This is a genomic window from Marinobacterium iners DSM 11526, assembly GCF_900107855.1.
GTDB classification, from domain to species: domain Bacteria; phylum Pseudomonadota; class Gammaproteobacteria; order Pseudomonadales; family Balneatricaceae; genus Marinobacterium; species Marinobacterium iners.
The window spans coordinates 40920-62402 of record NZ_FNRJ01000017.1; the positions used below are offsets into that span (position 1 = coordinate 40920).

16 protein-coding genes and 1 tRNA gene are annotated in these 21483 nt (G+C 57.1%); 7 read left to right on the top strand and 10 right to left on the bottom strand.

All coding sequences use genetic code 11. From position 1 onward, the window contains the following. The 4 genes from tpiA to ftsH all read right to left on the bottom strand — a co-directional run bounded on the left by tpiA (position 1) and on the right by ftsH (position 5110). Positions 1–768 carry a triose-phosphate isomerase gene (gene tpiA, locus BLV48_RS15260; protein ID WP_091827660.1) on the bottom strand — a complete coding sequence of 256 codons (768 nt, stop codon included), beginning with the start codon at positions 766–768 and terminating at the stop codon, positions 1–3. Positions 769–810: 42 nt separating this feature from the next. Continuing rightward, positions 811–2163, bottom strand: coding sequence for a phosphoglucosamine mutase (gene glmM, locus BLV48_RS15265; RefSeq protein WP_091827661.1), 1353 nt, complete (start codon positions 2161–2163; stop codon positions 811–813). Between the two features lie 3 nt (positions 2164–2166). Beyond that, positions 2167–3027 carry a dihydropteroate synthase gene (folP, locus tag BLV48_RS15270; protein WP_091827676.1) on the bottom strand — a complete coding sequence of 287 codons (861 nt, stop codon included), beginning with the start codon at positions 3025–3027 and terminating at the stop codon, positions 2167–2169. Between the two features lie 76 nt (positions 3028–3103). Further along, entirely contained in the window at positions 3104–5110 is a 2007-nt protein-coding gene (gene ftsH / locus BLV48_RS15275) for an ATP-dependent zinc metalloprotease FtsH (RefSeq protein ID WP_091827662.1), read from the bottom strand. A 313-nt stretch (positions 5111–5423) separates the two neighbouring features. On the opposite strand from ftsH, the gene BLV48_RS15280 reads away from it, so the two are divergent. After that, entirely contained in the window at positions 5424–5726 is a 303-nt protein-coding gene (locus BLV48_RS15280) for a YhbY family RNA-binding protein (protein ID WP_091827663.1), read from the top strand. Positions 5727–5778: 52 nt separating this feature from the next. Here BLV48_RS15280 and greA read toward each other — a convergent pair whose 3' ends face one another. The 3 genes from greA to carA are packed head-to-tail and all read right to left on the bottom strand — an operon-like array spanning position 5779 to position 10666. Then, entirely contained in the window at positions 5779–6255 is a 477-nt protein-coding gene (greA, locus tag BLV48_RS15285; protein WP_091827664.1) for a transcription elongation factor GreA, read from the bottom strand. Then, entirely contained in the window at positions 6252–9476 is a 3225-nt protein-coding gene (gene carB, locus BLV48_RS15290) for a carbamoyl-phosphate synthase large subunit (RefSeq protein ID WP_091827665.1), read from the bottom strand. Before carB ends, greA begins: the two co-directional genes overlap by 4 nt. 50 nt (positions 9477–9526) lie before the next feature. Further along, positions 9527–10666: a glutamine-hydrolyzing carbamoyl-phosphate synthase small subunit gene (gene carA, locus BLV48_RS15295; RefSeq protein ID WP_091827677.1), complete on the bottom strand. Its 1140-nt coding sequence runs from the start codon at positions 10664–10666 to the stop codon at positions 9527–9529. A gap of 332 nt (positions 10667–10998) precedes the next feature. Here carA and BLV48_RS15300 point away from each other — a divergent pair. Continuing rightward, positions 10999–11074: transfer RNA gene (locus BLV48_RS15300), tRNA-Phe, on the top strand. Between the two features lie 40 nt (positions 11075–11114). Here the strand turns inward: BLV48_RS15300 and BLV48_RS15305 are convergent. Next, positions 11115–11969 carry a LysR substrate-binding domain-containing protein gene (locus tag BLV48_RS15305; protein ID WP_091827666.1) on the bottom strand — a complete coding sequence of 285 codons (855 nt, stop codon included), beginning with the start codon at positions 11967–11969 and terminating at the stop codon, positions 11115–11117. A gap of 102 nt (positions 11970–12071) precedes the next feature. On the opposite strand from BLV48_RS15305, the gene BLV48_RS15310 reads away from it, so the two are divergent. Continuing rightward, complete coding sequence (locus BLV48_RS15310; RefSeq protein WP_091827667.1) at positions 12072–13100, top strand: YeiH family protein; 1029 nt, start codon at positions 12072–12074, stop codon at positions 13098–13100. Here the strand turns inward: BLV48_RS15310 and can are convergent. Continuing rightward, positions 13093–13755 carry a carbonate dehydratase gene (gene can, locus BLV48_RS15315; protein ID WP_091827668.1) on the bottom strand — a complete coding sequence of 221 codons (663 nt, stop codon included), beginning with the start codon at positions 13753–13755 and terminating at the stop codon, positions 13093–13095. The two genes, BLV48_RS15310 and can, sit on opposite strands and share 8 nt — an antisense overlap. Positions 13756–13835: 80 nt before the next feature. Then, positions 13836–14900, bottom strand: a complete 1065-nt coding sequence (hemE, locus tag BLV48_RS15320) for a uroporphyrinogen decarboxylase (protein ID WP_091827669.1) — start codon at positions 14898–14900, stop codon at positions 13836–13838. A 160-nt stretch (positions 14901–15060) separates the two neighbouring features. Here hemE and BLV48_RS15325 point away from each other — a divergent pair, with 160 nt between their 5' ends. The 4 genes from BLV48_RS15325 (at position 15061) to putP (ending at position 21462) form a co-directional block, all read left to right on the top strand. Beyond that, complete coding sequence (locus BLV48_RS15325; protein ID WP_175527697.1) at positions 15061–15861, top strand: AraC family transcriptional regulator; 801 nt, start codon at positions 15061–15063, stop codon at positions 15859–15861. A 140-nt stretch (positions 15862–16001) separates the two neighbouring features. Beyond that, positions 16002–19136 (top strand): bifunctional proline dehydrogenase/L-glutamate gamma-semialdehyde dehydrogenase PutA, encoded by a 3135-nt coding sequence (gene putA, locus BLV48_RS15330; protein WP_091827671.1) that lies wholly within the window; start codon positions 16002–16004, stop codon positions 19134–19136. Next, positions 19133–19837: an aldehyde dehydrogenase family protein gene (locus BLV48_RS15335; protein WP_091827672.1), complete on the top strand. Its 705-nt coding sequence runs from the start codon at positions 19133–19135 to the stop codon at positions 19835–19837. Before putA ends, BLV48_RS15335 begins: the two co-directional genes overlap by 4 nt. Positions 19838–19971: 134 nt before the next feature. Further along, entirely contained in the window at positions 19972–21462 is a 1491-nt protein-coding gene (putP, locus tag BLV48_RS15340) for a sodium/proline symporter PutP (protein ID WP_091827673.1), read from the top strand. Positions 21463–21483 lie beyond the last annotated feature (21 nt).

Here is a 21483-nt window from a genome sequence, read left to right on the forward strand (position 1 = left end):
TCAGCCGGCGACTGCCGCGGCACGGCAGATCGCAATAAAATCATTAGCCTTCAATGAAGCCCCCCCAATAAGGCCGCCATCAATATCAGGCTTTGCGAACAGCTCTGCGGCGTTATCAGCATTAACACTGCCACCGTAGAGCAATTGAACATTTTGACCGGCAACACCCGCCACCCTGACCAAAACTGTCCGAATATGTGCGTGTACTTCCTGAGCTTGCTCGGGCGACGCTGTTTTTCCGGTACCTATGGCCCATACTGGCTCATACGCGACCACAAGGCGCTCAAACTCGTCTGCTTCAAGACCGGATACCGCAGCACACAACTGCCGGGCAACTACATCAAGCGCCTCACCGGACTCTCGCTGCGCCAGGGTCTCCCCCACACACAGAACCGGCTTCAGCCCCGCACGCAAGGCGGCCAGTGTCTTTGCTGCCACTTGCTCATCATCTTCATGATAAAGAGAGCGCCGCTCCGAGTGACCCACAATAACCATGTGGCAGCCAACATCTCGCAACATCGCAGCAGACACCTCTCCCGTATAGGCCCCGGCATTATGCTCGCTCAGATTCTGAGCACCAAGCGAGACCACAGAACCTTCCAGCTGCAAACCTACCGAGTGCAGATAGACTGCAGGCGGACAGATACCAACCTCAACACTACCGACCGGACTGACTTCAAGCGACTCGACAAGTGAGGCAACCAGTGTATGGTTGGCCGCAGTCTCACCGTTCATCTTCCAGTTTCCGATTACCAGCGCGTTTCGCATTGATATCCCCTTACGAAAGAGGCGCATATGTTATCCGAGCACTCACTGGCTGGCAAGTACCGCCAGTTCTTTTTCTACCCTTGCGGCCAGTTCCTGACAGAGGCGCTTCACTTCAGCACCATCCTCACCTTCAACCATAACCCTCACCACCGGCTCGGTACCCGATGGGCGCAGCAGAACACGCCCACGACTGCCCAGCTCGGACTCAGTGGCTGCTACAGCCTCCTGCACCGGCGCGACCTGACTCAGATCAGGCCGACCCGGCATGGAAACATTGATCATGACTTGCGGCATTTTGTGCATACCGGCCTTTAATTCATGCAGAGACTGGCCGTGTTCCTGTATCGCTTTCAGAACCTGAAGCGCCGCAACCAGTCCATCGCCAGTCGTGGTCAGATTGCCGCACACGATATGGCCCGAGCTTTCACCACCGAGGACCCAGCCATGCTGCTGCATCTGCTCGATCACGTAGCGATCACCGACCTTTGCTCTAACAAAAGGCACATCCAGCTGCGCGAGCGCTTGCTCCAGACCAAAATTCGACATCAGTGTGCCAACCACACCCCCACTCAAAGCCTGTTGCTGCAGCAGGCTCCGCGCGATAATAAACAGAATTTCATCACCATCAACCAGCTCACCGAGATGATCCACCAGCATCAGGCGGTCACCATCACCATCCAGTGCCACACCCAAGTCAGCCTCTTCGGCCATCACCACTTTTTGCAGCCGTGTTGTGTCGGTAGCACCACAGGCTTCATTGATATTGACCCCGTCAGGCGAAGACGCAATCTCAATCACCTCGGCACCCAGCTCCGCCAGCACTTTTGGTGCCACGTGATAGGTCGCGCCATTGGCACAATCGAGAATGATTTTGAGCCCCCTGAGATTCAGGTTGCCGCTGACAGTCCCTTTACAGAATTCTATGTAGCGCCCTGCCGCATCATCAACACGGCGAACCTTGCCCAAGTCGACGGACGGCACCGTCGTCATGGACAGATCCATTTGTGCCTCAATCGCACGCTCAATGCTGTCCGGGAGTTTGGTGCCATCGCCGGAAAAGAACTTGATGCCGTTATCGGAATAGACATTGTGCGAGGCACTGATCACAATTCCGGCGTTTGCTCTGAAGGTTCGGGTGAGGTAGGCAATCGCAGGTGTGGGCATGGGCCCGGTGAGCAGCACATCCACCCCCGCCGCTGACAACCCGGCCTCAAGTGCAGACTCGAACATGTAACCTGAAATACGCGTATCCTTCCCAATCAGGATTTTGCTTCGCCCCTCACGGGCAAAAACACAGCCCGCCGCCCAACCCAGTTTGAGAACAAAATCAGGCGTGATCGGGAACTGGCCTACCTCACCACGAATACCATCGGTTCCAAAATACTTCCTGCTCACCGGTCACACTCCTGCCGTTTCGTTAAGAACCGCTTCGGTCATTCGCACCACATCTACCGTAGGCGCCACATCATGAACGCGGATAATTTTTGCCCCCTTGCCAACCGCCAGTGCGACAGTAGCCAGACTGCCATAGAGACGCTGATCCACCGGCCTGCCAAGTGCCAGCCCTACCATTGATTTGCGGGAGGTCCCCACCAAAAGCGGTGCACCGAGCGCCTGCAGTCGCTGCATCCGATTCAACAGCTCAAGATTATGCTCAAGTGTCTTACCAAAACCAAATCCGGGGTCCAGCACTATCCGATCATCCGAGATGCCTGCCTCTCGACAACGCTGGAGCTGAAACTGTAAAAAATGCTCCACTTCTTCCGTCACATCACGATAATGTGGCCTCAGCTGCATGGTAGCTGGGCTGCTACCCTGCATGTGCATGACGCAGAGTGCCAGATCAGACGCAACTGCCACCTCAAAAGCCCCCGGTCGCGAGAACGAACGCACATCATTGAGCAGATGCGCACCGGCACTTGCGGCAGCCTGCATCACTTCAGGCGCACTGGTATCGACTGAGAGCACCACATCCAACTCGCGTGACAGCCTCTCCACCACCGGTACGACTCTTTCCAGCTCTTCCTGAACCGGTACCGGTTCAGCGCCGGGACGAGTTGATTCACCCCCGATATCGATCAGGGTTGCGCCCTGATTTACCATCTGCGCAGCTTTCTGTAGCGCGCGTTCAACCGAGAGATGCTGTGCTTCATAGACGCTGCCACCATCCGAAAATGAGTCGGGTGTGACGTTAAGAATCCCCATCACCTGCGCCCGCGCCAGATCCAGCGTGCGACCGGCACATTTCAAAACCGCCATAGCTGTTAAATCCTGCAACTGAAACAAAAAAGGCCAGCGCGCACGCCAGCCTTTATATAATACCAGAGCCCCGACTTCAGCGATCATCCTCGCGGCGAGGCCTTTCCTGATCATCCTGATTCGGAGCCTGCGGGTCATCATCGACACCTGCATCCCCTGTACCGACATCCGCCTCGTCGCTTGCCTCACCCGGCTGTGACTGCTCACGAGTCTTGCGTTCTTCCATATCACGCTCGGCCTGATCTGCTCGCTCCTGAGCCTCAACCCAGCCGTCCGGCGGAGTTACCTCCTGCCGTGCCATCAACTGATCCAGCTGCACTGCACCGATGGTTTCGTACTTCATCAATGCCTGGGCCATGGCATCCAGAATATCGCGATTATCTTCAAGCGTCTTCTTCGCGCGGGCATAGCATTCATCGATGATCGTCTTCACTTCAGCATCGATGCGACGCTGAGTTTCTTCCGACATCGGTTTGGCACCCTGCCCCATGCCACGACCAAACGGATCATCATCTTCATCACCGTACAGCAGCGGGCCAAGGTTTTCACTCAGACCCCAGCGAGTCACCATATTGCGAGCCAGAGACGTGGCTTTCTGAATATCGTTGGAAGCACCGGTAGTCACACCCTCCTTGCCCAGTGTCATCTCTTCCGCCAGACGACCACCATACAGGGAACAGATCTGGGAAATAATCCACTGACGGCTGTGGCTGTAACGATCCTCTTCCGGCAGGAACATGGTAACGCCCAGCGCACGTCCACGCGGAATGATCGACACTTTGTACACAGGGTCGTGCTCCGGCATTACACGGCCAATAATGGCATGACCTGCCTCATGATAGGCCGTATTCAGGCGCTCCTTATAGGACATCACCATGGATTTGCGCTCAGCACCCATCATGATTTTGTCCTTGGCCTGCTCGAATTGCTCCATGCCGACCGTACGACGGTTGTTGCGCGCTGCAAACAACGCAGCCTCGTTGACCAGGTTGGCCAAGTCAGCACCAGAGAAGCCGGGCGTACCGCGCGCAATCAATTCAGGTTTAACGTCATCACCCAGCGGCACCTTGCGCATATGTACTTTCAAAATCTGTTCACGACCGCGGATATCCGGCAGACCTACATGCACCTGGCGGTCAAAACGGCCGGGGCGCAACAACGCAGGGTCAAGCACATCGGGGCGGTTAGTGGCTGCAATTACGATAATGCCTTCGGTACCCTCAAAGCCGTCCATCTCGACCAGCAACTGGTTCAACGTCTGCTCGCGCTCATCGTTGCCACCACCCATACCAACACCACGGTGACGACCTACGGCATCAATCTCATCGATGAATATGATGCAGGGGGCATGCTTTTTGGCCTGCTCGAACATGTCACGCACACGCGAAGCACCTACACCCACAAACATTTCCACAAAGTCAGAACCGGAGATACTGAAGAAAGGTACGCGCGCCTCACCTGCGATTGCCTTGGCCAACAGAGTTTTACCGGTACCAGGAGACCCTGCCATCAGCACACCGCGCGGGATATGCCCCCCCAGGCGCTGGAACTTGCCGGGATCACGCAGGTAATCGACAAGCTCTTTCACCTCTTCCTTAGCTTCCTCAACACCCGCCACATCATCAAACGTGGTCTTGACCTGATCTTCGCTCATCATGCGTGCCTTGGACTTGCCGAACGACATGGGCCCACCCTTGCCGCCACCGCCGCCCTGCATCTGGCGCATGAAAAACATGAACACGGCAATAATCACCAGGATCGGGAAAGAGGCGACCAACAACTGGGTCCAGATGCTCTGCCGCTCCGGCTGCTTGCCTTCGATCACCACATTATGTTGCAGCAGGTCATCGATAAGCTTGGGATCCTGTACCGCCGGTCGCACGGTCTCGAAACGCTCCCCATTACTGCGTTGCCCAATGATGGTATAGCCATCGATGGTGACCTTGGATACACGGTCAGCCTGAACCTCAGCAACAAAGTCTGAATAACTCAGCTTTCCGGCATCACTCTCGGCACTGAAATTGTTGAAGACTGTGAGCAGGACTGCTGCTATCACCAGCCACAACACCAGATTTTTTGCCATATCGTTCAATGGATCACCCTCTGTTCACTCAATTCTGTCGGCCATACTGATTGCCACTTTCAACCAATCGGTACCGCCCTGCAACCTGTTTATCGTTGTACGCGTGCAAACCCTGTTCCGAGCAGGCAGCAACATGAAATCCTATTAACTTCCTTCGATTCGCCAAATCGAAAAATGTTCCTTAGCGCCCCCTCGGCAACATCACCGTCAGGCGAGACCGAAGCGCTACTCAGGCCGGCATGACTCAGGTAAAATACCTCTTTATCTGATCAAACGGGATCCATCCCCGAATCAAGAGGCACCATATTCTAGTATGAGCTTGACGCCTGAGCAAAAGAAGCACTTCCGCACCCTGGGTCATAACCTGAACCCGATCGTTATGGTGGCCGGCAAGGGGCTGTCCGAAAACATTCAGCTTGAAGTGGATCGCGCCCTTGAAGACCACGAACTGATCAAGGTGAAGTTCTCCGTTGGAGATCGCGACATCAAACGCCAACTGGTGCGCGAGCTGTGCGATATCGTGGAAGCAGAACTGGTACAGCAGATCGGCAACATTGCCCTGCTTTATCGACCTTCACGCGACCCCAACCCCAAACTGTCCAATTTACTGCGCTGAGACGCAGCCAAAAAAAACCGCCGACACCCGGCGGTTTTTTTATTTCAGCTGACTAGATATGCTCTACCGCTGCAATTTCATACTCGATCATGCTGGAAGGCGTCTGCACAGCTGCAATATCCCCTTCCATCTTACCTACCAGCGCGCGCGCGATCGGTGAGTTGACCGAAATTTTGCCGTCCTTGATGCTGGCTTCATCATCACCCACGATCTGATAGCGCACTTCCTCTTCGGTATCGATGTTGATCAACTCCACCGTGGTGCCGAAAATCACCTTACCCGTATGCGGAATAGCTGTAACGTCAATTACCTGAGCCTGAGACAACTTGTACTCAAGTTCACGAATACGACCCTCAATAAAACCCTGCTGCTCTCGAGCGGCGTGGTACTCGGCATTTTCTTTCAGGTCGCCATGTTCACGCGCTTCAGCGATGGCCGCAATCACCGCGGGACGCTGGACCGACTTGAGGTCGGCCAGCTCTTCACGCAGTTTCTTTTCACCGGCAACCGTCATCGGTACCCGTTTCATTCTGCTACTCCTGCGTGCACGTCCTGCAGACGACGCACGGTTTTCTCTTCGCCATATTTCAGCGCTTCAGCGGTCGCTGCTGCCCCTGCCAGTGTTGTGGTATAGGGAACCTTGTGCTGCAGCGCCGAACGACGAATTTCAGCGGAATCGGCAATCGCCTTGCGGCCCTCAGTGGTATTGATCACATAAACGATTTCACCGTTCTTGATCATGTCCACGATATTGGGACGACCTTCCGCCACCTTATTCACCCGTGCCACGCTAAGCCCTGCCTCTTCAAGCAGCGCAGCAGTACCTGCCGTTGCCACCAGGGAAAAGCCCAGTGCTGCCAAGTCTTTGGCTACCGGCACGACTGCAGTCTTATCCACGTCACGTACGGAGATAAACGCTTTGCCACTGGCTGACGGCATCTTCTCACCGGCACCAATCTGCGCTTTCATGAACGCTTCGCCAAAAGTGGCTCCGGTACCCATAACCTCACCGGTCGACTTCATTTCCGGGCCAAGGATCGGGTCCACGCCCGGGAACTTGTTGAACGGGAATACCGCTTCCTTCACGTTGAAGAATTTCGGTACGATCTCCTCGGTGAAACCAAGTTCCTGCAAGGTCCTGCCGGTCATCACCAGCGCTGCGATCTTGGCCAGCGATACTCCGATGCACTTGGAAACGAACGGTACGGTACGAGAAGCACGCGGGTTCACCTCAATGACGTAAATTTCGCCATCCTGATAGGCCAACTGCACGTTCATCAGACCGACCACGCCCAGTTCCAGTGCCATCTTGCGGACCATCTCACGCATTTCGTCCTGCACATCGGCCGCCAGGCTGTACGGCGGCAGCGAACAAGCCGAGTCACCAGAGTGAACACCCGCCTGCTCGATATGCTGCATGATGGCACCGATGACGACGGTTTTGCCGTCGCTGACGGCATCGATATCGACCTCAACCGCGGCATTCAAGAAATGGTCCAGCAACACCGGAGCATCGTTGGAGACCTGCACCGCAGTGGTCATGTAGCGACGCAGCTCGTCCTCCTTGTAGACGATTTCCATGGCACGACCACCCAACACGTAGGAGGGACGCACCACCAGCGGGTAACCGATCTTGCCGGCGCCAACGATCGCCTCTTCCAGGCTACGCACGGTGGCGTTTTCCGGCTGTTTCAGACCCAGTCGCTTGAGCATCTGCTGGAACTGTTCACGGTCTTCGGCACGGTCGATCGCTTCCGGGCTGGTACCAATTATCGGTACACCGGCCTGCTCCAGCGCTACCGCCAGTTTCAGCGGCGTCTGACCACCGTACTGCACGATCACACCCTTGGGCTTCTCGACATGAACGATTTCAAGCACGTCTTCGAGGGTAATCGGCTCAAAGAACAGTCGGTCGGAGGTGTCATAGTCGGTGGAGACGGTTTCCGGGTTACAGTTGACCATAATGGTCTCATAACCGTCTTCACGCGCCGCCAGCGCTGCATGTACGCAGCAATAGTCAAACTCGATACCCTGGCCGATACGGTTCGGGCCACCACCGATCACCATGATCTTCTCACGGTCGGACGGGTTGGCTTCGCACTCTTCCTCATAGGTGGAGTACATGTAGGCGGTGTCGGTGGCAAACTCGGCGGCACAGGTATCCACGCGCTTGAACACCGGGCGTACACCCAGGCTTTGACGCTGCTTGCGGAACGACTTTTCACTCACACCCAACAGTTGCGCCAGGCGTGCATCGGAGAAGCCCTTGCGCTTGAGGCGGAAGATCTGACCCTTGTCCAGATCGCTCAGCGCGGTTTCGGACACGCGCTGCTCATCCTTGATGATGTCTTCGATCTGTACCAGGAACCAGGGATCCACGCCGCTCAGCTTGTAGATTTCATCCACGCTCATGCCGAGACGGAAAGCGTCACCGATGTACCAGATACGCTCAGCACCCGGCTGGGTCAGTTCACGCACGATATCGTCACGCGCGTCTTCGGCATTCAGATCCACGATCGGATCGAAGCCGGTAGCACCGACTTCAAGCCCGCGCAGGGCTTTCTGCAGTGACTCCTGCTGAGTACGACCGATCGCCATCACCTCGCCCACGGACTTCATCTGAGTCGTCAGACGGCTGTTGGCCTGCGGGAACTTTTCAAAGGTGAAACGCGGAATCTTGGTGACAACATAATCGATGGACGGCTCGAACGATGCCGGGGTGCGGCCACCGGTAATATCATTCTGCAGCTCATCCAGGGTGTAACCTACCGCCAGCTTGGCCGCGATCTTGGCGATCGGGAAGCCGGTGGCCTTGGATGCCAGGGCGGAAGAGCGCGACACACGGGGGTTCATCTCGATCACAACGACACGGCCAGTTTCCGGGTCCACGCCGAACTGCACGTTGGAGCCACCGGTTTCGACACCGATCTCACGCAGTACCGCGATCGATGCGTTACGCATGATCTGGTACTCCTTGTCGGTCAGGGTCTGAGCCGGGGCCACGGTAATGGAGTCACCGGTATGCACGCCCATGGCGTCAAAGTTCTCGATCGAGCAGACGATGATGCAATTGTCGTTCTTGTCGCGAACAACCTCCATCTCGTACTCTTTCCAGCCGATCAGGGATTCGTCGATCAGCAGCTCTTTGGTCGGCGACAGATCCAGACCGCGCTCACAGATCTCGATGTACTCTTCGCGGTTGTAGGCGATACCGCCACCGGAGCCACCCATGGTAAAGGAGGGACGGATGATGGCCGGGAAGCCGATGGAGTCCAGCACCTGCAACGCTTCTTCCATGCTGTGCGCGATGGCGGAGCGCGGGCACTCAAGGCCGATGTTCTTCATCGCCTTGTCGAAACGCTCACGGTCTTCCGCCTTGTCGATGGCATCCTGGGTCGCACCGATCATCTCGACGCCGAATTCGGCCAGCACACCTTCGCGGTCCAGGTCCAGCGCACAGTTCAGTGCAGTCTGGCCGCCCATGGTCGGCAGCAGTGCATCCGGGCGCTCTTTTTCGATGATCTTGGCAACGGTCTTCCAGTTGATCGGCTCGATGTAGGTCGCATCCGCCATGGCCGGGTCGGTCATGATGGTCGCCGGGTTGGAGTTCACCAGAATGACACGGTAACCCTCTTCACGCAGCGCCTTGCACGCCTGGGCTCCGGAGTAGTCGAATTCGCAGGCCTGTCCGATCACGATCGGGCCCGCACCAAGGATGAGAATACTGTTTATGTCCGTACGTTTTGGCATCTGTCTTAACCGGTCGTCTCTGTTGCTGTCACTGACTTGTCAGGGCGGATTCAGGCCTGCTGGCGCGCTTGCATCTGCTCGATAAAACGATCGAACAGAGGCGCGACATCATGCGGGCCAGGACTGGCTTCAGGGTGCCCCTGGAAGCTGAACGCAGGCACGTCCGTGCGCTCGATCCCCTGCAGTGTACCGTCGAACAGGGATTTATGGGTTGCACGCAGATTGGCCGGCAGCGAGGCCTCGTCTACGGCAAAACCGTGGTTCTGGCTGGTGATCATCACACGGGCGCTGTCCAGATCCTGCACCGGGTGGTTGGCACCGTGGTGACCATGGTTCATTTTCAGCGTTTTGGCACCGGAGGCCAGCGCCAGCAGCTGATGCCCCAGGCAGATACCGAATACCGGCACGCCACTGCTCAGAATCTCGCCGATCGCCGTAATGGCGTAATCGCAGGGTTCAGGGTCGCCGGGGCCGTTGGACAGGAACACGCCATCCGGATTCAGCGCCAGCACCTCTGCAGCGGGAGTCTGGGCCGGAACAACGGTCAGGCGACAGCCACGCTCGACCAGCATCCGCAGGATGTTGAGTTTCACACCGAAGTCGTAGGCCACAACATGGAACGGCAGCTCGGCATCAGTTTTATCCTGATGGCCTTCGCCCAGCTTCCATGTAGTGGAGCGCCAGTCGTAACGCTCGGTCACGCTGACCTCTTTGGCCAGGTCCATGCCCTTCAGACCCGGGAACGCACGCGCGGCTTCCAGGGCCTTGTTTTCGTCTAGATTTTCACCGGCCATGACACAGCCGTTCTGCGAGCCTTTCTCACGCAGAATGCGGGTCAGGCGACGGGTATCGATATCGGCGATACCGACAATGTTATTGGCCTTAAGGTACTGGTCCAGCGACTGTTCCGAACGGAAGTTGCTCGCCACCAGCGGCAGATCACGGATCACCAGGCCGGCGGCCCATGTGCGATCGGATTCGGCATCTTCCGCGTTGGCACCGGTGTTTCCGATGTGTGGGTAGGTCAGGGTCACAATCTGGCGGCAGTAGGAAGGATCGGTCAGGATCTCCTGATATCCGGTCATGGAGGTGTTAAACACCACCTCACCACTGGACTCACCATCGGCGCCAATTGCTATTCCCCTGAAAATGCTGCCGTCTTCAAGGGCTAGAATGGCTGGTCGCGTCAATTGAACCTCCCCGCGCATGCGCTGCATAATCTGGACAGTTGGATAGGATACGTGCAAAAAAGCGAGGCAAAACACGATGTTTACCTCGCTTTCATATGTCTGGCTGTGTTCCGCCTGCATTCGTAGCAGGTTAAACGCCAGTATTCTAGACGATCAGCGCTCTGGAGTCCACGCGAAAAGCCCCTTAGAGGGCCTGTGTGGCGGGCCCGAATCACAACGAACAGGAGCAGACCTGCCCTACCACCCAATCGTGAGCCGACACTTTTGTGAATAAAAATCAGCAAGATACTTGACGCGTCAGTTACAGACTGGTTGAATAGGCGCCTCTTCCAGCCCAGATAGCTCAGTCGGTAGAGCAGGGGATTGAAAATCCCCGTGTCGGCGGTTCGATTCCGTCTCTGGGCACCAAGATTCCGAAGGCCTGCATGCAAATGCAGGCCTTTTTCGTTTAAAGCTCAGCCGGCCGATCTATCAACTGCATGAATGCAGCCGTCGCTGCCGTATCCGGCCGCTGCCGATGGCGCAGAATATACAGTGGCCGACGGATACTGCGCTGCGGAACCAGCCTCACCAGCTCGCCACTTTGAAGCGAACGTCCCACCACCTGCAGCGATAGACAGCTTACACCCAAACCAGCCAGTACGGCGTGATGAATCGCCTCGGAGCTCCCCAGCTCCAGCCTGACACTGCTTGCCGTGAGCTCGGGGAACTCCCCCTCTACCACACTGCGCGTGCCCGAGCCTTTTTCTCGCATGATCCAGGGCATCTGCTCCAACGTCACAGCGGCTTCAGTCCAACCGCCAGCGGCCGATGCCACCACAACCATCTCATCATCCTGCCAATGGGTCAGCTCCAGATTTGGATGCCGCGCCTGTCCTTCCACCAACCCAATATCCAGCTCACAGCGCGCCACACGTCCTGCAATCACTTCGGTGTTAGCGACCTCAACTCGGCGACAGGGTTGATCAACACCACCCCGCCCCAATAATTGCGGCAGCATGTAGTTGCCGATAGTGGTACTGGCTCCGACTGCCAGCCGCCCCTGAGTACTGGAAAACAACTCATCCAGCTCACATGCCTGCGCCATCAGCAACTGTGCCCTTGGCTGCAGTCGTCGGCCCGCCTCATTCAGTACCAATCGCTTGCCGACACGGTCAAACAGCCGCACACCCAGGCGCTGCTCCAGCTCGGCCAGCGCATTACTGATGGCTGACTGTGACAGCGCCACCTGCGCCGCAGCTTGCGTAGTTGATCCCTTGGCAGCAATGGCCAGGAAAATTTCCAGCTGGCGAAGAGAGATCATCTTTTTTACCTATTTTTATGGTAGATATTATATAAATTACTCCTTTTACTAATACATTGCAGCTCTATAAGGTAGCCAGCCCAGCCAAGAGGTCTCGCTGCCATGTTTGTTACTCTGCTCAGTCGACATTATCTATTTACAGGCCTGGCACTGGCCTTTTTTCTAACATTGACCGCCCTGTCGCTGGTCCAAATGCCGCTGCCAATATTCCCCCTGCTGGGTCCACTGACACTGGCCATGTTACTGGGTATGGCAGCAGGCCACTGCAGCAGTTCGGATTTCACCCAGCAGACCGAACGCGGCCTGCAATTTTCCCGTCACTACCTGCTGCGAGCTGGCATTATCCTCTATGGACTGCGCATCAGCCTGGATGACCTCAGCACTGCCGGTTGGGGGGCTCTGCTGATTGATGCAATTGTGGTCACGACCATCCTGCTCACAGCGGCCTGGGCCGGGGTGCGCTGGTTTCGACTCGACGTACCGACAGCCCTGCTGATCGGCGCCGGCAGCGCCATTTGTGGTGCTGCTGCCGTTCTGGCCACGGCGCCAGCCCTGCGCGCGCGCAACCAGGCCGTACCTGTCGCCATTGCAACGGTTGTATTGTTTGGGTCAGCGGCCATGCTGCTGTACCCCTGGCTGTTTACACAAACCTGGGTAATGACGCTGCTTGATGGTTCGGCACGGGACTTTGGCCGCCTTGTTGGGGCCACTACACATGAGGTCGCACAGGTTACCGCCATAGCCGCTACGTTACCTGCGGATGGCGCTCACACAGCTGTGGTTACCAAGCTGATGCGTGTGATGCTGCTGGTACCGGTTCTGCTGGTTCTGAGTCGTCTGTTTCAGCATCGGACAGAGAGCAGCGAAACACCGAGCCTGACCATCCCCTGGTTTGCGCTGGTTTTCATGCTGCTGCCGCTGGTGAACAGTCTTGAGCTGGTACCAGCCGCCATACTGACATGGCTCCACCAGCTGGACCAGCTGCTGCTGGGGATGGCGATGACCGCTCTGGGATTTGCAACCCGGATCAGTGCGATTCGGGCTGCCGGCTGGCGCCCACTGGCGCTGGGCGCTCTGCTGTTTGTGTTGCTGCTGACAGGGGGTACCCTGCTGACGCTGTTGATCAGCTGAAGGCGCGGGCCGCTTCGATCCTGTTCTGTGCTCCCTGCAACTCACTCTGGGCACTTTCAGGCCCCTCGGCGCAAAATTCAAGATCGGTCAGGCGACCGTTCTTAAGGCTGTAAATCCAGCCATGCACACTCAGCTCCTGACCACGATTCCATGCATCCTGCACCACAGTAGTGTTACAGACGTTATAGGCCTGCTCAATCACGTTCAGCTCGCACAACTGATCGATCTGCTGCGGCGTATCCTTCCAGACACCGACCAGCGCACGGTGCTTGTAGTACACATCGCGAATATTGCGCAGCCAGTTGTCAATCAGACCATGTGGCCGCTGCTCCATCGCGGCGCGCACACCACCACAACCATAGTGCCCCACCACCATTACATGCTTCACCTTCAGTACCTCCACTGCGTACTGCAGCACAGACAGGCAATTCATGTCGGTATGCACCACGATATTGGAGACATTACGGTGAACAAACAGCTCGCCGGGCAACAGATCAACGATCTCGTTGGCCGGAACACGACTGTCGGAGCAGCCGATCCAGAGGTACTCGGGCGCTTGCTGACTGGCCAGCGTGGGAAAGAACTGAGGGTCCTGCTCCCGGATGCGATCAGACCAGTTGCGGTTATTGGTAAAAAGCGTCGACAGTTTCTTCATGTTTTTTCAATCCGCAGATACAACACAGGCAACGGTGTATCACACCGCTGCCTGTCAGACTCGCACAACAGGGAGGTGGGTTAGCGGTGATACTGGGCACTCAACTCGTGCACCGCATCCACAAACACCTTGGCACTTTCCGGATCAACAAACTGATGAATGCCGTGCCCCAGGTTGAACACATGACCATTGCCAGAACCAAAGCGCTGCAAAATATCCGCCACCTCGGCGCGAATACGATCAGCCGGCGCATACAGCACGCTTGGGTCCATATTGCCCTGCAGCGCAATACGGTCACCAACGCGGCGACGGGCATCATCGATATTGGTGGTCCAATCCAGGCCCAAAGCATCGGCACCTGCTTCGGCCATCACTTCAAGCCACTGCCCGCCATTTTTGGTGAATAGAATCACCGGCACACGACGGCCTTCGTGTTCACGAATCAGGCCATCAACGATCTGCTTCATGTATTTGAGCGAAAATTCCTGATACATGGGGCCGCTGAGCACACCACCCCAGGTATCGAAGATCTGTACCGCCTGAGCGCCACTGCGGATCTGCTCATTCAAGTAGGTAGTCACCGACTGCGCCAGCTTGTCCAGCAGCGCATGCATCACCTCGGGCGTGGCATACATCATCTGCTTGATATGGCGGAAATCCTTGCTGGAACCGCCCTCAACCATGTAAGTCGCCAGCGTCCAGGGGCTGCCGGAAAAACCGATCAGCGGTACACGACCGGACAGAGCGCCACGAATCTCTTTCACGGCTGCCATGACGTAGTCCAGATCGGTGGCGGCATCGGGGATCGGCAGCTCGGCCACATCCTTCTCGGTTCGGATGATCTTCTTGAAACGCGGGCCTTCACCCTGCTCAAAGTAGAGCCCCAGACCCATGGCATCGGGGATAGTGAGGATATCGGAAAACAGGATGGCCGCATCCAGATCGTAACGCTCCAACGGCTGCAGTGTCACTTCACAGGCCAGCTCACGATTTTTGCACAGACTCAGAAAGTCTCCGGCCTGCGCACGGGTGGCACGGTATTCCGGCAGATATCGCCCTGCCTGTCGCATCATCCAGACCGGTGTCACATCGACCGGCTCACGCAGCAGCGCCCGCAGGAAGCGATCATTTTTCAGTTCAGCCATCGCGCTCTCAATCCTGTTCGCAGTTAATTCAAGGGGCCTATTGTAACCGCTAAAAGGCACAAATGCGCATGGACCTGATCACATCCATCCAATTGCACCGTACAATAACTGGTCTATGGTTAACCCATACTCCATTGACCACGGCAATGACGGCACTCACATGAACCGATCGACACAACTGATCAGCCTGCCCAGTTCGGCAGACCAGCACGACCATCATTACCACCAACTGGTTTTTGGGCTTGAAGGCGAAACGGAATTTGAGCTGGTAGGCCACAGCCGAGAAGTCAGCATCGGCCATGGCTGCCTGGTTCCCTGCTCGACCGAGCATATTTTCAGCGGACTGGGCGACAACCGCATTCTGGTCGTCAATCTGCCGGCATACAGTGAAGACCGTCAGCAGCAGGAGCGTGTCGAGCAGCTGTTCCGCAGTGCACGCTACTTTAACTGCCCACCGCAGTTGCAGTTGCTCTTGCGCACCCTCAGCCGCGAGGTAGAAAGCAGCCCCGAAGACTCGCTGCTGCTTGAAGCCTGCAGCAACACACTGCTGTGCTCATTGCAGCGTCAGCTGGAATACCTTCCTCTGCCACAGCCTCGCAGCATGGCAGGACGACTCAACCTTGAGCTGCTGGATGATTACCTTGAACTGCATATTGAAAGGCGCATCAGCGTAGCCGAATTGGCAGGCCTGTTTTGCCTCAGCAGCAGCCAGTTTTTTGCCCGCTTCAAAACTGAAACAGGTCGCACACCGCAGGAATACGTCAGCGAGTACAGGCTGCGAGCTGTGCGCAGCGCCCTGGAAAACTCCGCGGCACCCATTGCACAACTTGCAGGGCGTTTCGGGTTTTGCAGCCAGAGCGCGTTGACTCGCACATTCAGCCAGCGCTTCCAGATTTCACCGGCGCATTATCGGCGCCAACACGGCCAGGCTCTGCCGGAGGATTTGGCAAAACAAGCATAGATTCAGACAAGACCTCTCCGCACAGCCTGTTATTAAATGCAGTTCGAGTGGGTAATCCTGCCCTCTTGAACGGCCGCGACTGACGATACGGCCTGCGTGTTGCAGCCCGCCATCTGCGGAGAAGAGTTGAGGAAAAGTCTATGTTCAAAGCGATTGATGCCCTGCATCCGGGATACATCGAGCAGCCACTGGAAACGCTCCAGGCGCAGATCTCCCCGCTTTATGCCATCGACGAGGGCCAATGGCTGCGCGAGCTGATGCCACTCGCCGAGCCGAGCCGCGATCAGATCAGCAGCACTGAAGCCACCGCCACCCGCCTGATTGAGCAGGTACGTGCCGATGATGGCGCCATCCACATGATCGATGCCCTGTTGCTGGAATACAGCCTGGACACCCGCGAAGGAATCCTGTTGATGTGTCTGGCTGAAGCACTGATGCGGGTACCTGACGCCGAGACAGCCGACGCCCTGATCCGCGACAAGCTCAGTGTCGCCGACTGGAAAAGCCACCTTAAGCATTCGGACTCCGTACTGGTCAACGCTTCCACTTGGGGTCTGTTGCTGACCGGCAAGGTCGTAACGCTGGACGAACGCGAAGACGGCACACCGTCCGGTGTCATCAACCGTCTGGTCAATCGACTCGGCGAGCCTCTGATCAGAAAGGTCATGCAACAGGCAATGAAGATCATGGGGCATCAGTTCGTACTCGGCCGCAATATCGATGAAGCCATGAAACGCGGCAGTGACTTTCGCCAAAAGGGCTACACCTATTCCTTCGACATGCTCGGCGAAGCGGCACTGACCCGCGCCGATGCAGCCAAATACCTGAACGATTACAGCAACGCCATCAACTTTGTCGGCAACTATCAGGACAAAAAAGCCAAGGGACCCAAGCCCAGCGTATCGATCAAACTGTCCGCCCTGCACCCTCGCTACGAGCCAGGTCAGGAAGAGCAGGTCATGCAGCAACTGTTCGAAACCGTGCTTAAGCTGATTCGTCAGGCACGGGCACTGGATGTCGCGATCACCATCGATGCCGAAGAGGCCGACCGACTTGAGCTGTCGCTGGAACTGTTCCAGAAGCTGTATCAACATCCTGACTGCCAGGGCTGGGGCGGCTTCGGACTGGTTGTGCAAGCTTACTCCAAGCGAGCGCTGCCGGTGCTCGTCTGGCTGGCCGCACTGGCGAAACAGCAGGGCGACCTGATACCGCTACGCTTGGTCAAGGGCGCCTACTGGGACTCTGAAATCAAGCTGTGCCAGCAGAAAGGTCTTGACGGTTACCCGGTTTACACCCGCAAGGAGGCCACCGACGTATCCTATCTGGCCTGCGCGCGCTTTCTGCTCAGCGGCCACATCAAGGGCCTGATCTGGCCACAGTTTGCCAGCCACAACGCACATACCGTTGCCGCAGTTATGACCGAAGCGCAGCACAACCAATTCGAATTCCAGCGCTTGCATGGCATGGGTGATGCTCTGTACGACCAAGTACTGGAACAGGCCGGTGTTGCGGTACGCATCTACGCACCGGTTGGCAATCACAAAGACCTGCTGCCCTATCTGGTGCGTCGCCTGCTGGAAAACGGCGCCAACAGTTCATTCGTACACCGACTGGTTGATGCTCGCTGCCCGATCAGCGATCTGGTAGAGCACCCCTGGCAGACCCTGAACAAGCGTGATCCGCTGCATAACCCACGCATCCCGCTGCCACGTCACATCTACGGTGACAAGCGCCTGAACTCGCGCGGCCCGAACATCGATATTGCCGCTGAATGGCAACCGTTCAGTGCCGACATTCAACGTTGGCTCAACCACCAGTGGCAGGGAGGGCCGATCATCAATGGCCAGCGCCTGACGACCGGCACCGAAATTCAGGTAAAGGCACCCTATGATCACCGTATCAGCGCCGGCCAGGTACACTTTGCCGACAGCTCCTGTGTAGAACAGGCGATTGCCGCCGCGCAGGGCGGCGTTCAATCATGGCAACAAACCCCGGTGGGCGTACGCACACAGGCATTGAGGCGACTGGGAGATTTGCTGGAAGACCATCTGGCGGAGCTGGTTGCCCTGTGCCATCAGGAAGCGGGCAAAACCATCCAGGACGGGATTGACGAAGTACGTGAAGCAGTGGACTTCTGCCGGTATTACAGCCTGCAGGCCGACCAGCTCTTCAGCACCCCTCTTGAGCGCACCATCGCCGACGGCAGTCACTGCCGAATGATCCGCAACGGTCGAGGTGTGTTTGTCTGTATCAGCCCCTGGAACTTCCCGCTGGCCATTTTCCTCGGCCAGATTACAGCTGCACTGGCTGCCGGCAACACGGTCATCGCCAAGCCCGCCGAACAGACCAGTCTGATCGCAAACCGTGCCATCGAACTGATGCTTGAAGCCGGCATCCCCGGCAGCGCCATTCAACTGTTGCCCGGCGATGGCGCTACGGTTGGCGCTCCCCTGACAAGCGATCCACGCATTGCCGGCGTGGCCTTTACCGGCTCCACCGAAACCGCTCGGCTGATCAATCGCGCTCTGGCCGGACGCAATGCCGAACCGGTCCCGCTGATTGCCGAGACCGGCGGCCAGAATGCCATGATCATTGACTCGACGTCACTGCCCGAACAGGTGGTGAAGGATGCCGTGCAATCCGCTTTCGTATCGGCAGGTCAGCGCTGTTCGGCTCTACGCGTACTCTGTGTACAGAGCGATATCGCCGATCGCATCATCGACCTGCTGCAGGGTGCCATGGCCGAGCTGAAAACCGGCAACCCCTGCCTGCACAGCACGGATGTCGGCCCTGTCATTGACACCGAAGCACAGCAGGGGTTGCTGAGCTATATCGATCAGATGAAAAGTCATGCCAAACTGCTGGCTCAGACGCCGCTGCATGCAAACGCGGATCAGGGCACCTTCGTACCGCCCACTGCCTTTGAGATCGACTCCATCGAACGATTGGGCCGCGAACAATTCGGTCCGATCATGCACCTGGTACGCTATAAAGCCCGTGACCTGGACAGGCTGATTGATCAAATCAATCACTGCGGCTATGGTCTCACGCTCGGCATTCACAGCCGTAACGAAGGTACCGCAGCACATATCGAGTCGCGCGCACGCGTCGGCAATACCTACATCAACCGCAATCAGGTCGGCGCCACCGTCGGCGTACAACCGTTCGGCGGGCAAGGTCTGTCCGGTACGGGTCCAAAGGCCGGTGGCCCGCACTATCTGCTACGCTTTACTCAACTGGCTACGGCAGCCACGCCCAAGGCGGAGGAAGAATGATGCACACCACCGTTACACTGGATATTCAGGCAACCGCCATCTGGGAAGCATGGAACCGCCGTGGCTTTGCCGACCGCTGCCAACTGCTGGGACCGATACTGGAACAGCTGCCGGCACATGCCGAAGCGGCTGCCACCGTACGCCTGGCTAAGCAATTACTGCAGGATGCCGCGGCTTTGGAGCCTGTTATCGCCCTGCCAGGACCAACCGGCGAATCCAATGAACTGTACCTCACCGGACGCGGTGTGGTGCTGGTCTTGGGTAACGAACAGAGCACACACTCCCTGATCACTTGCCAACTGCTGGCAGCACTGGCCTGCGGTAACGCCGTGGCCCTGCACTGGCCCGAGCAGGCAGAGTGGTCAAGCGCCCTGGTGGATGCCTGCCACCAATCCGGTGTGCCCAAAGGCGCATTGGTGCTCAGCGAAGCGACCTCTTCCAAGGATCTGCTGCAAACACCAGACCTGCGACTGGTAATCAGCAGCGGAACGCCCGAGCACATCATTGCACTCAACCGCACCTTGGCTGCTCAAGATGGTGTACTGATTCAACTGGTGGCCGAAACCGATACCACCAACTGCCCCCAGCTCGTAAGTCCTGACTTCCTGTTACGGCTGGTCACGGAAAAAACCCGTACCATTAACACCACTGCTGTCGGCGGCAACGCAACCCTGCTTGAGCTGGGCAGCAGTGCCGTGTGACGTGTAATCCCCATGTGGTGCTTACAGCACCGAATGTGGGGCTCAATGACCACTCCCGGCTTCTCTGAACCACCGGCACGGGAGTGGCGCAAATAACAGAACCCCCGTCCGGGGATTGCAGAGAGGCTTTTTGCATGATTGAAAGCAGCTATGCCGTTTACGGCACCTTTATCGTTTATCTCATCCTGATGCTGGGCATAGGCCTTTATGCCTATCGTCGCACGGCAAGTTCATCCGACTACTTCCTCGGTGGGCGCTCTCTCGGGCCTTGGCCGGCAGCACTGTCTGCCGGCGCTTCCGACATGAGTGGCTGGCTGCTGCTGGGGCTTCCCGGCTATGCCTTCACCTCAGGGCTTGAATCACTTTGGCTTGCCGGCGGCCTGCTGTTGGGTACCTGGGCCAACTGGCGCTTTACAGCTCAACGCCTGCGCACCTACAGCATCGAAGCGGGTGACGCCCTGACGTTGCCCGAGTACTTTGCCAACCGTTTCTGTGACAACACTCGCTTGATCCAGATTATATCCGCCTTCTTTGTACTGCTGTTTTTCCTGTTCTATACCAGCTCCGGCCTGGTCGCCGGCGGCAAACTGTTCGAGACCGTATTTGGGCTTGAATACAGCACGGCACTGATCGTAGGCACCATCTGTATCGTCTCCTACACTCTGTTCGGCGGCTTCCTGGCGGTATCCTGGACCGATTTGGTTCAAGGTTTGCTGATGGCTGCAGCCCTTATGATCGTCCCCATCGCGGTAATTCAGGCTGACGGTGGCTTTGGCGCCATGTGGGGTGCCGTTGAGGCACGCAATCCTGAGCTGTTAACACTGTTCAGCGGGACCGACGGAGAAGCCCTTGGCTTCATTGCGATCATCTCTCTGGCTGCCTGGGGTCTGGGCTATTTTGGTCAGCCCCACATCCTTGCCCGTTTCGCTGCCTGTCGCAGCAACAAGGACATCAACACAGCGCGTCGCATCGCCGTGGGGTGGACGGGGCTGTCGATGGCCGGGGCCATTCTGGTCGGCCTGGCAGGCATGGTCTATGTTGAAGCCGAGCTCGGCGGTGTACTGCAAGATGGCGAGACCATTTTCATGCTGCTGGTGAACGCCATCTTCCATCCGATCATCGCTGGTATTCTGCTGGCCGCCATTCTGGCCGCGATCATGAGTACCGCAGACTCCCAGCTGCTGGTGTCCTCCTCCGCACTGGCTGAAGACTTCTACAAGCAACTGCTGCGCAAGAACGCATCACAGAAAGAGATCGTTATGGTCGGCCGTCTTGCGGTAATCGGCCTGTCGTTTGTTGCCATGATGCTGGCGTTCGATCCAGACAGTACCGTACTGGGGCTGGTTTCCTATGCTTGGGCAGGCTTTGGTGCGGCGTTCGGTCCTGCACTGCTGATCAGCCTGTACTGGAAGAACATGACCCGTAACGGCGCACTGGCCGGTATCGTGGTCGGTGCCGTAACCGTTGTTGTCTGGAAACAACTCAGCGGCGGTCTGTTCGACATGTATGAAATTGTACCGGGCATTGTTTTTGCCACAATTGGGATCTTTGTTGTATCGAAGCTGGGCAGCCAGCCTGACGAAGAGATCCAGGCCCAGCATCAGCGCATGCTGAAAAATCTGTAGGAAGGGCTAGAGATAAAGAGT

Coding starts and splice junctions, on each gene's coding strand:
- tpiA (WP_091827660.1), bottom strand. CDS start 768: ATGCGAAACGCGCTGGTAATCGGAAACTGGAAGATGAACGGTGAGACT.
- folP (WP_091827676.1), bottom strand. CDS start 3,027: ATGGCGGTTTTGAAATGTGCCGGTCGCACGCTGGATCTGGCGCGGGCG.
- ftsH (WP_091827662.1), bottom strand. CDS start 5,110: ATGGCAAAAAATCTGGTGTTGTGGCTGGTGATAGCAGCAGTCCTGCTC.
- BLV48_RS15280 (WP_091827663.1), top strand. CDS start 5,424: ATGAGCTTGACGCCTGAGCAAAAGAAGCACTTCCGCACCCTGGGTCAT.
- greA (WP_091827664.1), bottom strand. CDS start 6,255: ATGAAACGGGTACCGATGACGGTTGCCGGTGAAAAGAAACTGCGTGAA.
- carB (WP_091827665.1), bottom strand. CDS start 9,476: ATGCCAAAACGTACGGACATAAACAGTATTCTCATCCTTGGTGCGGGC.
- BLV48_RS15305 (WP_091827666.1), bottom strand. CDS start 11,969: ATGATCTCTCTTCGCCAGCTGGAAATTTTCCTGGCCATTGCTGCCAAG.
- BLV48_RS15310 (WP_091827667.1), top strand. CDS start 12,072: ATGTTTGTTACTCTGCTCAGTCGACATTATCTATTTACAGGCCTGGCA.
- can (WP_091827668.1), bottom strand. CDS start 13,755: ATGAAGAAACTGTCGACGCTTTTTACCAATAACCGCAACTGGTCTGAT.
- hemE (WP_091827669.1), bottom strand. CDS start 14,900: ATGGCTGAACTGAAAAATGATCGCTTCCTGCGGGCGCTGCTGCGTGAG.
- BLV48_RS15325 (WP_175527697.1), top strand. CDS start 15,061: ATGAACCGATCGACACAACTGATCAGCCTGCCCAGTTCGGCAGACCAG.
- putA (WP_091827671.1), top strand. CDS start 16,002: ATGTTCAAAGCGATTGATGCCCTGCATCCGGGATACATCGAGCAGCCA.
- BLV48_RS15335 (WP_091827672.1), top strand. CDS start 19,133: ATGATGCACACCACCGTTACACTGGATATTCAGGCAACCGCCATCTGG.
- putP (WP_091827673.1), top strand. CDS start 19,972: ATGATTGAAAGCAGCTATGCCGTTTACGGCACCTTTATCGTTTATCTC.